Here is a 15,902-nt window from a genome sequence, read left to right on the forward strand (position 1 = left end):
CGTTTAAATGACGGAACACCGACCTCTGACAACGGGGTTGAGCTGGGGGAGGCTGGGGAGGCCATGCGCTTTCGCGGGAAGTCCATCCGCCGGAAGATCGTGGCGTTGCTCCTGGTGCCGCTCGTCTCCCTGACAGCCCTCTGGGGCTTCTCCACGGTCATCACCGGCCGTGAGGCGGTGCAGCTGCTCGACGTCGCGTACGTCATCAAGAAGGTCGGCTACCCGATGGAGGACGTCGTCCGCGTCGTCCAGAAGGAGCGCCGCCAGACCCTGGTCGTCCTCGGCGACCCCCGCGAGGTGGCCGCCACCGCGGAACTCACCAAGAGCCGCACCGCGACCGACACCATGGTCCGCTCCATCACCGCCAACGCCCTCGACCCCGAGGTCTCCGACGAGCTCAGCCCCCAGACCCGCCAGCGCCTGAGGTCGATCATCGAGGCGCTCCACGGCATCACCGCGCTGCGCCGCTCCGTCGACCAGGGCGGCGTCAGCCCCGGCCAGGCCCTGGAGCTCTACAGCCGGCTGGTCGACCCCTGCTACGAGTTCCTGATGAATCTCCACGCCCTGGAGAACGTCGAGATGGACAAGCAGGGCCGCGCCCTCGTCGGCATCACCCGCGCCCGCGAGACCCTCTCCCGCGAGGACGCGGTCGTCGCCTCCGCCCTCGCCGCCGGCAACGTCCCCGCCGGCGACCTGCGCCGCGTCTCCGACTTCGCCGCCAACCGCGGCCTGCTGTACGAGTTCAACCTCGCGATCCTGCCGCCCGACGACCGCAAGCTCTTCGAGCAGTACTGGAACGGCCCGCAGACCAAGGCGCTGCGCGACGCGGAGGAACGGTTCATCACCGGCGGCGCCGGCAAGAACCCGCGCGTCACCGCCGCCCAGTGGAACGAGGCCGCGGGCAAGGTCCTCGGCGACCTCGCCACCATGGGCACCGCAGCCGGCGACCGCTACCAGAAGCGCGTGGAGCCCGTCGCCGTCGGCGTCGTCGTCCAGGCCGCCGTGGCCGGAGTCCTCGGCTTCCTCGCCCTCGTCCTCTCCCTCGTGATGTCCGTCCGCATCGGCCGCGACCTCATCCGCGACCTCTCCCGGCTCCGCAAGGAGGCCCACGAGGCCTCCGGCGTCCGGCTGCCCAGCGTGATGCGCCGCCTCGCCGCCGGCGAGACCGTCGACGTCGAGACCGAGGCGCCCCGCCTGGAGTTCGAGAAGGACGAGGTCGGTCAGGTCGGCCTGGCCCTCAACAGCCTCCAGCGCGCCGCCGTCGAAGCCGCCGTCAAGCAGGCCGAGCTGCGCCGCGGCGTGTCCGAGGTGTTCGTGAACCTCGCCCGCCGCAACCAGGTGCTGCTGCACCGCCAGCTGACCCTGCTCGACACCATGGAGCGGCGCACCGAGGACACCGAGGAACTCGCCGACCTGTTCCGCCTCGACCACATGACCACCCGCATGCGCCGCCACGCCGAAGGCCTGGTGATCCTCTCCGGCGCCGCGCCCTCCCGCCAGTGGCGCAAGCCCGTCCAGCTGATGGACGTCGTACGGGCCGCCGTCGCCGAGGTCGAGGACTACGAGCGCATCGAGGTGCGGCGCCTGCCCCGCATCGGCATCGAGGGCCCGGCCGTCGCCGACGTCACCCACCTCGTCGCCGAACTGCTGGAGAACGCCACGGTGTTCTCGCCCCCGCACACAGCCGTCCAGGTCCACGGCGAACGCGTCGCCAACGGCTTCACCCTGGAGATCCACGACCGCGGCCTCGGCATGAACCCGGAGGCGCTGCTCGACGCCAACCTCCGGCTCGCCGAGACCCCCGAGTTCGAACTCTCCGACACCGACCGCCTGGGCCTCTTCGTGGTCAGCCGCCTCGCGCGCCGCCACAACGTCAAGGTCGTCCTCCAGCCCAGCCCCTACGGCGGCACCACCGCCGTGGTCTTCCTCCCCGCCGACCTCCTCACCGAGGCCCCCGACACCAACGGCACCGGCATCCGCCTCGACGCCGTCAAGGGCGTCAGGGGGGTCAGGACCGGCGCGGGCGCCAAGAGCTCCGCACGGCCCGGCCCCACCGCCATCGACCGCGCCCCGTCGGCCCGCCCGCTGCCCGCCGGCGTGCTGAACGGCCCGGTCGAACTGGAGGGCCCCCTCGGCCTCCTCGGGCTGGACGGCCTCGACGACGCCGCCGGCCTCGACGAGGTCGCCGCCGGCATAGCCGGCCTCACCGGGGTCGGCGGCCGCCCGCCCATGGCCACCCTGGACGACGAGACCCCGCCCGGCGGCATCCCGCGCAGCACCCTCCTCGGCACCGGCACCACCGGCACCGGCTCCGCGGACCGGCCCCTCGGCGGCCACCTGCACGGCGCCGGCCACGCGGAGCGCGGCCCCTGGAAGCGCGACCGCGAGCGCGGGCGGGAGCCCCTGGCCCCCACCGGCCCGGTCCGCTCGGAGCGCTCCCGCACCGAGCCCGCGCACCCCGACGGCCCCGTCCCGCTGCCCCGGCGGCGCCCCACGCCCACCCTGGTCGCCGAGCACGGCCGCCGGGTGGAGCCCCGCCCGGCCGCCGTGAAGGCGGCTCCCGCGCAGCCGCGTACGGGCTCCGAAGAGCCCGCGCCGGCGCCCGGCCCCGGCGGCCTGCCCCGGCGGGTGCGCCAGGCCAACCTCGCACCCCAGCTCAAGAACGCCCCGGCTCCCGCCGCGGCGCAGTCCCCCGAGGACCCGGTGACCGACCGGGACGCGGAGGACGTACGCACGCGCATGTCCGCCCTCCAGCGAGGCTGGACGGCGGGACGCGACCAGCACGCACAGCAGCAGTCCGAGACCGAGGCCGGCCGCTCCGGCGCCGGTCCCGCGCACGAGAACGAAGGGGACGGTCGATGACCGCACCGCAGACCGGAAACGACACCAGGGGCCGCGGCTCCGGCCCGCTCAACTGGCTCCTCGACGAACTCGTCGACAAGGTCGGCAGCATCCGCAAGGCGGTCGTCCTCTCCGGCGACGGCCTGCCCACGGGCAGCTCCAAGGACCTGACCCGCGAGGACAGCGAGCACCTGGCCGCCGTGGCCTCCGGCTTCCACAGCCTCGCCAAGGGCGTCGGCCGGCACTTCGACTCCGGGCGGGTCCGGCAGACGGTGGTCGAGCTCGACGAGGCCTTCCTCTTCGTCATGGCCGCGGGCGACGGCAGCTGCCTGGCCGTTCTCTCCGACTCCGACTCCGACGTCGGCCAGGTCGCGTACGAGATGACGCTCATGGTCAAGCGCGTAGGCGACCACCTGGCGACCGCCCCGCGCTCCGGGCAGCCAGCCGGAGGGTGAGACGGACGGCATGAGCGATCCAGGCCAGGACCACCCCCCGACCGACCGTCCGACGCCCGAGACCGGCCACCCGCACTGGTTCGACGCCGACGCGGGCCCCGTCGTACGCCCGTACGCCATGACCCGCGGCCGGACCAGCCACGCCGCCCAGCACCGTCTCGACCTGATCGCGCTCGTCGTCGCCGAGGCGGCGGCCGACGATCCGGTCTGGGACCTGACCCTCTCCCCGGAACACGCCCACATCCTCGGGCTGTGCCGGGAACGCCCCCAGTCGGTCGCGGAACTCGCCGCGGAACTGGACCTCGCCATCGGCGTCGTCCGGGTCCTGATCGGCGACCTCGTCGACGAGGAGCTGGTCCACGTGACCAGGCCGGTCCCGCCGGCCGAACTGCCCGATGAATCCATTCTCCGTGAGGTGATCGATGGCCTTCGGGCGCTCTAGCCGCACCGGTGCGATGCACGCCGTCTCGCCGGTCGAGCCGCTGACCCTGAAGATCCTGGTCGCGGGCGGCTTCGGGGTGGGCAAGACCACCCTGGTCAGCGCGGTCAGCGAGATACGCCCGCTGCGGACCGAGGAACGGCTCTCCGAACCGGGCGCCGCCATAGACGACACCGGGGGAGTGGAGGGCAAGAGCACCACCACCGTGGCCATGGACTTCGGCCGCATCACCCTCCGCGAGGACCTGGTGCTGTACCTCTTCGGCACGCCCGGACAGGACCGCTTCTGGTTCCTGTGGGACGAGCTGGCACAGGGCGCCCTCGGCGCCGTCGTGCTGGCCGACACCCGCCGGCTCGCCGACTGCTTCGCCGCCATCGACTACTTCGAACGGCGCGGCATCCCCTTCCTCGTCGCGGTCAACTGCTTCGACGGGGCCGACCGCCACCCGGTGGTGACCGTCCGCGACGCGCTCGACCTCGACGCCGAGGTGCCGGTGCTGCTCTGCGACGCCCGGGACCGGGAGTCCGTCAAGGACGTGCTCGTCGGGGTCGTGGAGCACGCCATGTCCCTCGCCCGGGCCCGCCGCGCGAGCCTGAGCGCCACCTCCTGAGAGCGCCCTCACGGGCCCGCCCCCGCGTGGAGGCGGCCCGTACCCCCGCCGACTGGGGTACGGGCCGCAGCTCTCATGGGGGGTCACGGGGTCCCTGTAGCCGCGGGACCGTGGAGCGAGTGTGAACCCGCCGCCCGGGACCGTCAAGCACCCTGACGGCAGCACTTGTTCGCGGCACTCACCGCACCGCGACCACCGCCGACCCGTGCCCGAAGAGCCCCTGGTTGGCGGTGATCCCGGCCCGCGCCCCCGGAACCTGGCGCGCCCCGGCCGTACCCCGCAGCTGCCAGGTCAGCTCGCACACCTGGGCGATGGCCTGAGCCGGCACCGCCTCCCCGAAGGAGGCCAGCCCCCCGCTCGCGTTCACCGGCACCCGCCCGCCGAGCGCCGTCGCGCCCTCCCGCACGAGCTTGGCGCCCTCGCCCTCACCGCACAGCCCGATGTCCTCGTACCACTCCAGCTCCAGCGCGGTGGACAGGTCGTACACCTCGGCCAGCGACAGGTCCTCCGGCCCCAGCCCGGCCTCCTCGTACGCCGCCCGGGCGATCGAGGCCCGGAAGGAACCGGCGGCGGGCTCCACGGCGGCCGCCGAGTCGGTCGCGATGTCCGGCAGGTCCAGCACCGTACGCGGATACGTGGGCGTCACCGTCGACACCGCCCGGATCCGCACCGGGTCGGCCACCCCGCGCGCCCGCGCGAAGTCCATGCCGCTCAGCACCAGCGCCGCGCCCCCGTCGGAGGTCGCGCAGATGTCCAGCAGCCGCAGCGGATCGGCCACCACCGCCGAGGCCGCCACCTCCTCGGCGGAGACCGCCTTGCGGTAGCGGGCGTACGGGTTGTGCGCCCCGGCCGCCGAGTTCTTCACCTTGACCAGCGCGAAGTCCTCGGCGGTGTCCCCGTGCAGGGCCATCCGGCGCCGGGCGTACAGCGCGAAGTAGGCGGGGTTCGTCGCACCCAGGATCCGGAACCGCAGCCAGTCGGGATCGTCCGGCCGTTCGCCCCCGGCCGGCGCGAAGAACCCCTTCGGCGCGGCGTCGGCTCCGACCACCAGCACCACGTCCGCCAGCCCGGCGAGGATCTGCGCCCGGGCCGCGCCGATGGCCTGGGCCCCCGAGGCGCAGGCCGCGTACACACTGGTGACCCGGGCCCCCTGCCAGCCGAGCGCCCGCGCGAAGGTGGCCCCGGCGACGTAGCCCGGGTAGCCGCCGCGCACGGTGTCGGCGCCGACCACGGACTGCACGTCGGCCCACTCCAGCCCGGCGTCGGCGAGCGCGGCGCGGGCGGCGGCCCGCCCGTACTCGACGAAACTCCGGCCCCACTTGCCCCACGGGTGCATGCCGGCCCCCAGCACGGCCACGTCCCCGCTCACCGCGCCCCCTCCACCGGCCTGAACCACCAGGTGGTCCGGGCGGCCCCGGCGTCCTCGCCGAGCACCCCTTCCACCACCTCCACCTCCATGCCGACCGCCAGGTCGGCCGGCGCCACCCCGGGGGCGGCCTGCCCGAGCACGACCATCCGCTCGGCCTCCAGCTCCACCGCCACCAGGGTGTACGACTCCCAGGGCGCGTCCGGATCGGACAGATAGGGGGCGGGCGGGCGGTAGCGCCCGTCGGTGTAGGACCAGACCCGGCCGCGCGGCGACAGCGGCAGCTCGGCGAGTTCGCCGCCGCCGGGGCAGTGCGGGTTGCGGCAGTACGCGTCCTCGCGCGGGAAGAACACGGAGGCGCAGGCGGAGCACCGGGTGCCGAGCAGGCGGAAGCCGCCCCCGGCGCCCGCATCGGTGAACCACCCGCTCACCACGGGCGTGCGTGTGCGTTCCAAGTCCCCTCCCGGGCAGCGTGATCTGACGAAGCGTCAGAAGTCTGCCACGGGCCGCCCCACCGCGACAGGGGCCGGTACCATCGCCGCATGCCGGCACAGCTGAGGGACTCGCACTGCTCCACCTGCGGAGCGCCGTTCGACACGGCCGACTGGCCCCGCGCGTGCACCGCGTGCGCCGCCGTCACCTACCGCAACCCGCTCCCGGTGGCCGTCGCCCTCCTCCCGGTGGAGGACGAGGCGGGCACGGGCCTGGTGGTCATCACCCGAACCATCGAACCGGCCCTCGGGGGCGTCGCGCTGCCCGGCGGGTTCATGGACTTCGGCGAGGACTGGCGCACGGCCGTGGTCCGCGAACTCCGCGAGGAGACCGGCATCGAAGCCCCCGCCTCCGAAGTGGCCCTCGCCGACGTCCTCAGCTCCCCGGGAGGCCACCTCCTCGTCTTCGGCCTCCTCCCGCCCCGCCCGGCCTCGTCCCTCCCGCCCCCGGCCCCCACGGACGAGACCACGGGCTGGCACCTCCTCCACACCCCGACGGAACTCGCCTTCCCCCTCCACACCCAGGCAACGTCCAACTGGTTCGCGGGCCACTACGGATCGAGCCCCGCCGACGTTTGAGGCGCGGGGTCTGGGGCGGAGCCCCTGGGGGCACCTCCCAGCGGTACCTGGGGGAGGAACGGTGGAAGGGCGGGTAGGGGACCGGCCCCGCGCAGCGGCACCCCGCAGCCCCGCCCACCCCACCCCCAGGCCCGCCCCCACCCCGCAAACCGCCCGGCTAGGGCACCGGCAGGTCCATCACCAGCGACGCCAGCCCCACCACCCCCACCGCCGTCCCGGCGACCACCGCGCCCCGCGCCCACAGCGCCCCCGCCGGCACCGGCCGGGCCCGCCCCCGCAGCAGCGCCCCGACCACCATCGGCAGCACCACGGCCGCCACGCAACCGGCCCACACCACACCGAAGCCCGGCACGGGAGCGCCCTGCGTACCCAGCCACCACCGCACCGCCACGGCCGCCGGCGCCGACACCGGGGCGGCCAGCACCGCCACCGCGACCGGCCGCGGCCACGCGCTCACCCGGGCGGTCCACCGCCCCAGCGCCGCGAGCGGCTTGACCAGCAGCAGCCCGTGCAGGAACCCCACCGCGGCCAGCGACACCGCGGCCACGCCCAGCTCCCCGGGGCTCCCCGCGGGGACCACCCCGGTCACCAGCAGCAGGGCCCACGCCGTGACCGGCTGCCACGCCCCCACCACCTCGGAACCCGGAACCCGGTCCCACCGCCGCGCGGCGGCCCGCACCCGCCGGCCCAGTGCCGACCGGTCCGGCGCGTACGCCCGCGCCGGGCTCGTTAACACCATCACAGACTCCCTGCTCCAACCGACGCCGGCGGCACACCCGCCGCCGACCGGAGCATCTCCCTCCGCCCTACACCGGACCTACACGCCCAGCCCCCGCACCTCGACCCCGCTGACCGCACCCCCCGCCTCGTCCTCGACCACCACCGCGTCCCCGGCCCACCGCACCGTGTACCGCTCCACCTCGCCAGCCTCGAACCCCGGCCCCGGGTCCCGGACCACCACCCCGCCACCGGTCCGCCCCCGCGCCGGGGCCCACGCCTCCAGCCCCACCGACCCGTCCCCCCGCCGCACCGGCAGCACCGCCCCGCCCCGCGCCAGCACCGGCATCCGGCCCGGCGGCGCCTCGAACAGCACCTGCCCGGGCCCCTCGTACGCCGCACCCGTCGCCGTGTCGTACCAGCGCCCCCGGGGCAGCCGCACCGCACGCCGGTCCGCCCCGCACTCCAGCACCGGCGCCACCAGCAGCGCGTCCCCCAGCAGGAACGCGTCCTCACAGTCCCGCAGCCGCCGGTCCTCCGGAGCCCCCCACCACACCGGCCGCACGTACGGAGCCCCCGTACGCCGCGCCAGATGCCCCAGCGTCACGAAGTACGGCCGCAGCCGCTCCCGCTCCGCCAGCACCGCCGCCGCCCGCTCCGCCACCTCCGGCCCGAACTCCCACGGCTCCCGCCGCCCCGCCCAGATCGCCGAATGCGTCCGGAACAACGGCAGGTACGCCCCCAGCTGGAACCACCGCAGGTACAGCTCCGGCGACGGCGACCCCCCGAAACCCCCCACGTCCGGACCCGAGTACGGCACCCCGCACAGCCCGAGCCCCAGCACCAGCGCCAGCGACGCCCGCAGCCCCTCCCAGCTGCTCTCCACGTCCCCGGACCACGTGCCCCCGTAGCGCTGCATCCCCGCCCACCCCGACCGGGAGAACAGGAACGGCCGCTCGGCCGGCCGCAGCCGGACCAGGCCCTCCCAGCCGGCCCGCGCCATCCCGAGCGCGTACACGTTGTGCCCGGCCCGGTGGTCCCCGCCCGCGCCCTCCAGCGAGTGCCGCGACGACCGGGGGAGCGTCGCGTCACCCCAGGGGGCGAAGGACACCGGCTCGTTCATGTCGTGCCAGAACCCCGCGAACCCCTGCGCCAGCCGCTCCTCGTACAGCCCGCCCCACCACTCGCGCGCCGCCGGATCCGTGAAGTCCGGGTAGGCGCACTCGCCAGGCCAGACCTCCCCGCGCACCTCACGCCCCCGCGCGTCCCGCACGAACGCCCCCCGCGCCCCCACCGCCCGGCCCGAGGCGTGCACCGCGTCACCCGCCTTCACCGCCGGATCCACGATCGACACCAGCCGCACCCCGCGCGCCCCCACCTCCCGGGCCAGGCCCGGCAGATCGGGGAACGCCTCCCGGTCCACGGTGAACACCCGGTGCCCGTCGTAGTGGTCGATGTCCAGGTGCACGGCCGACAGCGGCAGCCCCCGCTCCTCGTACCCGGCCACCACCCGCCGCACCTCGGCCTCGCTCCCGAAACCCCACCGCGCGTGCTGGTACCCCAGCGCCCACTCCGGCGGCACCGCCGCCGCCCCCGTCAGCCCCGACCACCCCTGCATCACCCGGGCCGGCGTTCCCAACAGCACCCAGCACCTCGGCGGCCCGCCCTCCAGTCGCAGCTCGCTCGTCCCCGGCCGGTCCGCCCCCGAACCGGCCCCCTCCTCGCCCTCGCGCAGCACGACCCGCCCCTCCCAGGGGTTGTCGTAGAAGGCCAGGTGCGTCCCCGCGTCCGCCACCACCACCTGCACCGGCATCGTGATGTACAGCGGGTCCGTGTCCGGCCCGAAGCCGCCCTTGGGATCGGTGTTCCACAGCCGGTACTCCCCGTCCCGCAGCCGCGGCCCCCGCGCCCGCCCGCCCAGCCCGAAGAACCGCGCGTCCGCCGCCACCTCCGACCGCTGGAGCCACCGCGACCCCTCCCCGGCCGCCAGGGGACCCGCGCCACCGGACTCGTCACCTCCTTCGCGCCCTTCGCCCCCTTCGCCGCCGACCGGGTCCCACCAGCGCGGCGGCAGCTCCCTGCGCAGCACCGCCCCGCCCGGAGTCCGCACCTCCACCGCCCCGTGCCGGGACACCGCCACCGTCACCCGCTCCGACACCACCCGCCAGCCACCCCCGGTGTCCGGCTCCAGCACCGCCCGCGGATCCGGCGCGGGGCCACTGCCCACCACCGCGTACGAGGGCACCGGCTCCGCCCCGTCCCAGCCCCAGAACACCGCACCGCCCACGGTCACCCGTACCAGCAGCTCACTGCGCGCGAACCGCAGCACACCACCCCCCGGCCGGGCCTCCGTACCCTCCAGCAGCCCCGGCACCCGCGCCCGCACCGCGCCCCGTCGCGGCAGCCCCTCGGCGTCCGCACGCCGGTGGCGCCACGCCGAGCGCCAGGCCCGCCGCCCCCGCGCCGTACCGATCTCCTTCACCGCACGCACCAGATCACGACCGTCCATGCCGGCCACCCTGCCACCGGCCCCCCGCCGCGCGGGCGGCGTTCAGCTGCCGTTCACCCGGAAAACGATCAACCCGCACGGCCCAGGACAGCTCTGGTGCGGATGTCGATCACATGGCATGGTCCCTGTGAGCCGCCGCGCGCACACCGACGCCGCGACGGCGCCGTACGCACACGAAGCGCGAGAGCCAGACTTGACCGGGAGCCGACCCATGACCTCTGCCACCCAGCCGGAACCCCTCTGGTCCCCGAGCCCCGACAGGATCGCCGGGGCCCAGGTCACCCGCTTCCAGGCCTGGGCGGCCGAACGCTTCGGCGCCCCCGCCGACGGCGGCTACCCGGCCCTCCAGCGCTGGTCCGTCGACGAGCTCGACACCTTCTGGCAGGCCGTCGCCGAATGGTTCGAGGTCCGCTTCACCACCCCCTACGAAGAGGTCCTCGCCGACCGCTCCATGCCCGGAGCGCGCTGGTTCACGGGCTCCGCCCTCAACTACGCGGAGCACGCACTGCGCGCCGCCGAGGACCCCGCCCGCGCCGGCGACCCCGCACTGCTCCACGTCGACGAGACCCACGAGCCCACCCCCCTCACCTGGGCCGGGCTCCGCCGCCAGGTCGGCTCGCTCGCCGCCGAGCTGCGCGCCCTCGGCGTCCGCCCCGGCGACCGGGTCAGCGGCTACCTCCCCAACATCCCCGAAGCGGTCGTGGCCTTCCTCGCCACCGCCGCCGTCGGCGGGGTCTGGACCTCCTGCGCCCCCGACTTCGGCGCCCGCAGCGTCCTCGACCGCTTCGAGCAGGTCGAACCGGTCGTCCTGTTCACCGTCGACGGCTACCGCTACGGCGGCAAGGAGCACGACCGCCGCGAGACCGTCGCCGAGCTGCGCGCCGGACTCCCCACCCTGCGGGCCGTCGTCCACATCCCGCTCCTCGGCACCGAGGCCCCCGAGGGCACCCGTGCCTGGGCCGACCTGACCTCCGGCACGCAGGAGCCGGTCTTCGAGCCGGTCCCCTTCGACCACCCGCTGTGGATCCTCTACTCCTCCGGCACCACGGGCGCGCCCAAGGCAATCGTCCAGTCGCAGGGCGGCATCCTCCTCGAACACCTCAAGCAGCTCGGACTGCACTGCGACCTCGGCCCCGAGGACCGGTTCTTCTGGTACACCTCCACCGGCTGGATGATGTGGAACTTCCTCGTCTCCGGCCTGCTCACCGGCACCACCGTCGTCCTCTACGACGGCAGCCCCGGCTACCCCGACACCGGCGCCCAGTGGCGGATCGCCGAGCGCACCGGCGCCACCCTCTACGGCACCTCCGCCGCCTACGTCATGGCCTGCAAGAAGGCCGAGGTCCACCCGTCCCGCGACTTCGACCTCTCCGCCGTCAAGTGCGTCGCCACCACCGGCTCCCCGCTGCCGCCCGACGGCTTCCGCTGGCTCCACGAGGAGGTCGCCGAAGACCTCTGGATCGCCTCCGTCAGCGGCGGCACCGACGTGTGCAGCTGCTTCGCCGGAGCCGTCCCCACCCTCCCCGTCCACATCGGCGAACTCCAGGCCGCCTGCCTCGGCACGGACCTCCAGTCCTGGGACCCGGCCGGCAAGCCCCTCACCGGCGAGGTCGGCGAACTCGTCGTCACCGCCCCCATGCCCTCCATGCCGATCCACTTCTGGAACGACCCCGACGGCAGCCGCTACCGCGACAGCTACTTCGAGATGTTCCCCGGCGTCTGGCGCCACGGGGACTGGATCACGATCACCGACCACGGCTCCGTCGTCATCCACGGCCGCTCCGACTCCACCCTCAACCGGCAGGGCGTCCGGATGGGCTCAGCCGACATCTACGAGGTCGTCGAACGCCTCCCCGAGATCAAGGAATCCCTGGTCATCGGCCTGGAGGAGCCGAACGGCGGCTACTGGATGCCGCTCTTCGTCCACCTCGCCCCCGGAGCCGTCCTCGACGAGGCCCTGCGCAAGAAGATCGCCTCGGCCATCCGCGAGCAGCTCTCCCCGCGCCACGTCCCCGACGAGGTCATCGAGATCCCGGCCGTCCCGCACACCCTGACCGGCAAGCGGATCGAGGTCCCGGTCAAGCGCCTCCTCCAGGGCACCCCGATGGCCAAGGCGGTCAACCCCGGCTCCGTCGACAACCCGGAACTGCTCGCCTTCTACGAGGAGCTCGGCCGCACCCGGGGGTGACTGTCAGTGGCAGTGGTTACCGTGAGTGAGCAAGTGATCGCACGCTCAGGGGGAACCATGAACGCCACGCCCGACACACCACGCACCACCACGACCGCGACCGCATCCGCGACCGCCTCGCTGCGCCGCGAGGTCCCCAGCACCGTCGGCCTCATCACCGACCCCGGGGACTTCGCGGCCATGCGGGACTACCGCACCTTCGCGTTCGACCAGCACGACGAGTACGCCGACTACCTCCGCCGGATCGACGCCCTGCTGCGCTCCCTCGCCGCCCAGGGCATCCACACCACCGTCGCCCTCTTCGACCCGGAGGAATACGCCGGCTACTGCGAGGAACACGGCCTCGACCCGGACAGCGCCCACACCCGCACCCGATTCACCGCCGCACTCGCCGGCGGCCCGACACTGCCCTACGCGGGCCAGCCCGTCGAGGAACTCGTACCGCTCCTCGTCGACGAAGCCGTCCGCCAGTCCACCTGGGAGTACGCCACCGAACTCCTCGCCGACGTCGGCACCTGCGCGGACTGCGGCGAGGACATCGGCAAGGCCTCCTTCGAACGAGCCGCCGACATGCTCGAACGCCTCGTCGCCGGCGCCGGACCCGGCCACCACCACCTGGTGTGCAGCGTCCCCGCCGAGCAGGAACAGCTCATCGCCGTCCTGCACGCCGAAGCGGCCGCCGGACCGGGCACCCGGCCCCGCGTCCAGGGCCGCGAAGGCCTCGACTTCGTGACCGTCCTGGCCGCCGGCCTCGCCCTCGGCGGCTCCGGGGGACTGGTCCTGCGCAGCACCACCGAAGGCTTCCGCGACCGGGTCCACGGCTGGCGCCTGGACCGCGGCCGCCTCGTCGCCCTCACCGCCGCCGCCGTGTTCGACGCCTACTGCACGGACGCCGACACCGGCGAGCCCGTCGCCCCGGAACCCGGCGTCGAATACTGCCCCGGCTACGAGGTCGACGTCCCCGGCCCGCACCACGAGTAGCCCGCCGCCCGGACCCGACGCACCGGAAACGCCCGAGGGGCCCCCGCCACCGGCGAAGGCCCCTCGGAACCGACAACGCGCGCTGCCGCCGCCCGCTACTCGCCGGACAGCACCGCCTGCGCGGCCACCCGCGCCTCCTCGGCGCTGTCCGCGGCGCGCGCGGCCGCGGCCGCACGCTCGCACTGCGCGAGGGTGTACTTGGCGAGCGTCGCCCGCACGTACGGGATCGACGCGGCACCCATCGACAGGGAGGTGACACCCAGACCCGTCAGCACACAGGCCAGCAGCGGATCCGAAGCGGCCTCACCACAGACACCGCAGCTCTTGCCCTCGGCCTTGGCGGCATCGGCCGACATCGCGATCAGGTCGAGCAGCGCCGGCTGCCACGGGTCCTGGAGCCGCGACACCGCACCCACCTGCCGGTCGGCGGCGAAGGCGTACTGCGCGAGGTCGTTCGTACCCAGCGACAGGAACTCCACCTCCTGCAGGATCGAACGCGCCCGCAGCGCGGCGGAGGGGATCTCCACCATCGCACCGAACTTCGCCACCAGACCGGCCTCGCGGCACGCGTCCGCGAACGCCTTCGCGTCCCGGCGGTCGGCCACCATCGGGGCCATGACCTCCAGGTAGACCGGCAGACCCTCGGCCGCCTTGGCCAGCGCGGTCAGCTGCGTGCGCAGCACCTCCGGGTGGTCCAGCAGAGTCCGCAGACCGCGCACGCCCAGCGCCGGGTTCGGCTCGTCCGCCGGCGTCAGGAAGTCGAGCGGCTTGTCGGCACCGGCGTCCAGCACCCGCACGACGACACGCCCCTCGGGGAACGCCTCCAGCACCTTGCGGTACGACTCGATCTGCTTCTCCTCGGACGGAGCCTTCTTGCTGTCGTCCAGGAACAGGAACTCCGTACGGAACAGACCCACGCCCTCGGCACCGGCCTCCACCGCGGCCGGCACGTCCGCCGGCCCGCCGACGTTCGCCAGCAGCGGCACCTTGTGGCCGTCGGAGGTCGCACCCGGACCGGAGGAGGCGGCCAGCGCCGCCTTCCGCTCGGCGGCCGCGGCCTCCAGCTCGGCCCGCTTCTCCGCCGTGGGCTCCACGAACAGGTCACCGGTGCTGCCGTCGACGGCGATGACCGTACCCTCGGCGATCTCACCCGCACCCGGCAGAGCCACGATCGCCGGCACGCCCAGCGCCCGCGCGAGGATCGCGCTGTGGCTGGTCGGCCCGCCCTCCTCGGTCACGAACCCGAGCACCAGCGCCGGGTCCAGCAGCGCGGTGTCGGCGGGAGCCAGGTCCCGCGCGATCAGCACGTACGGCTCGTCGCTGTCCGGCACGCCCGGCATCGGCACGCCCAGCAGCCGCGCCACGATCCGGTTCCGCACGTCGTCCAGGTCGGCCACCCGGCCGGCCATGTACTCGCCGGCCCCCGCGAGCAGGTCGCGGTAGGACGCGAACGCGTCGTAGACGGCGCGCTCGGCGGTGCTGCCGACGACGATCCGCCGGTCGACGTCCGACATCAGCTCGGGGTCCGTGGCGATCATCGCCTGGGCCTCCAGCACGTGCTGGGCCTCACCGCCGGCCAGCTGGCCGCGTGCGATCAGGTCGGCCGACACGGCCTCCACGGCCTGACGGGCGCGCCCCTGCTCGCGCTCCGCCTCATCGGCGCCGATCTGCTTCGCCGGGGGCTCGAGCACGGCCGTCCCCATGTGCCGAACCTCGCCGATCGCCACACCGTGGCTCACGCCGACGCCTCGCAGCGTTGTCTCCATTACACCCGTCTCCGATTGAGCGGCGGCTCCAGCCGCCGTGATGGACATCCGACTCGCCTGTGGGCCAGGCGGAAGGGCTACTGCCAGCTGAAGAGGACGTCGTCCGGCTTGACGTCACCGGAGTCGACCACGCCGGAGAGGGAGTCGGCCGTCGCCTCCAGCGCCACGACGGGGCAGATCGGGGACTTGCCGGCGGCCTCGACCGCCGCGGGGTCCCAGCGGATGACCTCCTGGCCGCGGACCACGGTGTCGCCCTTGTTCACGAGCAGCTCGAATCCCTCGCCGTTGAGCTGCACGGTGTCGATACCGAGGTGGGTCAGCACGCCGTGGCCCTCGCCGTCGACGACCACGTACGCGTGCGGGTGCAGGGAAACGACCACACCGTCGACGGGAGACACCGCCGCGGAGGGTTCGCGCACGGGATCAATGGCGGTGCCCGGTCCCACCATCGCGCCGGAGAACACCGGGTCGGGCACTGCCGCGAGTCCGATGGCCTGCCCGGCGAGCGGGGAAGTGACGCTGGTCATGGGGGCCTCCCAGGGGTGGGGCTTCTTCGTGTCGCCGTCACTGCCTGTCGCGAACGGCGTACTCGTCTGAAGGATATTGCACTGCTTGTACGGGTTCGCCCGATGTTGGTCCCGATCCGGACGGCCCTTGGACACGGAGACTAGTGGACTAGACCGGTGGACTAGACCATACGCGTGAATCGATTTGCCTGCGTCCCACGGGAGCTGTACTGTCGTGACTCCCGCCAGGACGTGCCGCGTGAACATCTCGCGAACAGTCAATGGCCGGGACTCCTCCTCAATTAGTGATCATCCCGATCTCCGCTTGATCGTTTTCCGTATGCCCTTGTGGCTAAACGGAGAGTGGTCGGAGGGAAGGAAAAGCACTGATAGAGTCGGAACCGCCGGAAAGGGAAAGCGCGAAAGCGCAGAACCTCGAAAGCGCAGAGGAAAT

General features: G+C 74.0%; 13 protein-coding genes. 7 read left to right on the forward strand and 6 right to left on the reverse strand.

The genetic code is table 11. The annotated features are described in order from the left end of the window. The first annotated feature begins 63 nt into the window (after positions 1-63). The 4 genes from OG553_RS28600 to OG553_RS28615 are packed head-to-tail and all read left to right on the forward strand — an operon-like array spanning position 64 to position 4,345. Positions 64-2,862: a nitrate- and nitrite sensing domain-containing protein gene (locus OG553_RS28600; protein ID WP_405981715.1), complete on the forward strand. Its 2,799-nt coding sequence runs from the start codon at positions 64-66 to the stop codon at positions 2,860-2,862. Continuing rightward, positions 2,859-3,296, forward strand: a complete 438-nt coding sequence (locus tag OG553_RS28605) for a roadblock/LC7 domain-containing protein (protein ID WP_050779556.1) — start codon at positions 2,859-2,861, stop codon at positions 3,294-3,296. Before OG553_RS28600 ends, OG553_RS28605 begins: the two co-directional genes overlap by 4 nt. A 10-nt stretch (positions 3,297-3,306) precedes the next feature. Next, positions 3,307-3,738: a DUF742 domain-containing protein gene (locus OG553_RS28610; RefSeq protein ID WP_405981716.1), complete on the forward strand. Its 432-nt coding sequence runs from the start codon at positions 3,307-3,309 to the stop codon at positions 3,736-3,738. Beyond that, positions 3,719-4,345: a GTP-binding protein gene (locus OG553_RS28615; protein ID WP_405981717.1), complete on the forward strand. Its 627-nt coding sequence runs from the start codon at positions 3,719-3,721 to the stop codon at positions 4,343-4,345. The genes OG553_RS28610 and OG553_RS28615 overlap by 20 nt, the downstream gene beginning before the upstream one ends. Positions 4,346-4,523: 178 nt before the next feature. Here OG553_RS28615 and OG553_RS28620 read toward each other — a convergent pair whose 3' ends face one another. Further along, positions 4,524-5,714, reverse strand: coding sequence for a lipid-transfer protein (locus OG553_RS28620; protein WP_405981718.1), 1,191 nt, complete (start codon positions 5,712-5,714; stop codon positions 4,524-4,526). Next, on the reverse strand, positions 5,711-6,166 hold the full coding sequence (locus OG553_RS28625) for a Zn-ribbon domain-containing OB-fold protein (RefSeq protein WP_405981719.1): 456 nt from the start codon (positions 6,164-6,166) through the stop codon (positions 5,711-5,713). The genes OG553_RS28620 and OG553_RS28625 overlap by 4 nt, the downstream gene beginning before the upstream one ends. An 87-nt stretch (positions 6,167-6,253) precedes the next feature. On the opposite strand from OG553_RS28625, the gene OG553_RS28630 reads away from it, so the two are divergent. Next, positions 6,254-6,781, forward strand: coding sequence for an NUDIX domain-containing protein (locus tag OG553_RS28630; RefSeq protein ID WP_405981720.1), 528 nt, complete (start codon positions 6,254-6,256; stop codon positions 6,779-6,781). Positions 6,782-6,938: 157 nt separating this feature from the next. Here the strand turns inward: OG553_RS28630 and OG553_RS28635 are convergent, their stop codons facing one another. Together OG553_RS28635 and OG553_RS28640 are read right to left on the reverse strand one after the other, a co-directional pair. Next, positions 6,939-7,520 (reverse strand): hypothetical protein, encoded by a 582-nt coding sequence (locus OG553_RS28635; protein ID WP_405981721.1) that lies wholly within the window; start codon positions 7,518-7,520, stop codon positions 6,939-6,941. A 78-nt stretch (positions 7,521-7,598) separates the two neighbouring features. After that, a complete protein-coding gene (locus tag OG553_RS28640; RefSeq protein WP_405981722.1) occupies positions 7,599-10,007 on the reverse strand; it encodes a glycoside hydrolase family 31 protein in 2,409 nt (802 codons plus the stop codon). A gap of 211 nt (positions 10,008-10,218) precedes the next feature. Here OG553_RS28640 and OG553_RS28645 point away from each other — a divergent pair, with 211 nt between their 5' ends. Beyond that, a complete protein-coding gene (locus OG553_RS28645; protein ID WP_405981723.1) occupies positions 10,219-12,195 on the forward strand; it encodes an acetoacetate--CoA ligase in 1,977 nt (658 codons plus the stop codon). A gap of 57 nt (positions 12,196-12,252) precedes the next feature. Beyond that, positions 12,253-13,176, forward strand: coding sequence for a hypothetical protein (locus OG553_RS28650; RefSeq protein ID WP_405981724.1), 924 nt, complete (start codon positions 12,253-12,255; stop codon positions 13,174-13,176). A gap of 95 nt (positions 13,177-13,271) precedes the next feature. Here the strand turns inward: OG553_RS28650 and ptsP are convergent, their stop codons facing one another. Further along, positions 13,272-14,942 carry a phosphoenolpyruvate--protein phosphotransferase gene (ptsP, locus tag OG553_RS28655; protein WP_405981725.1) on the reverse strand — a complete coding sequence of 557 codons (1,671 nt, stop codon included), beginning with the start codon at positions 14,940-14,942 and terminating at the stop codon, positions 13,272-13,274. A 77-nt stretch (positions 14,943-15,019) separates the two neighbouring features. After that, entirely contained in the window at positions 15,020-15,469 is a 450-nt protein-coding gene (locus tag OG553_RS28660; protein ID WP_405981726.1) for a PTS glucose transporter subunit IIA, read from the reverse strand. Positions 15,470-15,902: the final 433 nt, after the last annotated feature.

Origin of the sequence: Streptomyces sp. NBC_00158, from assembly GCF_045160885.1 — a bacterium.
GTDB lineage: Bacteria > Actinomycetota > Actinomycetes > Streptomycetales > Streptomycetaceae > Streptomyces.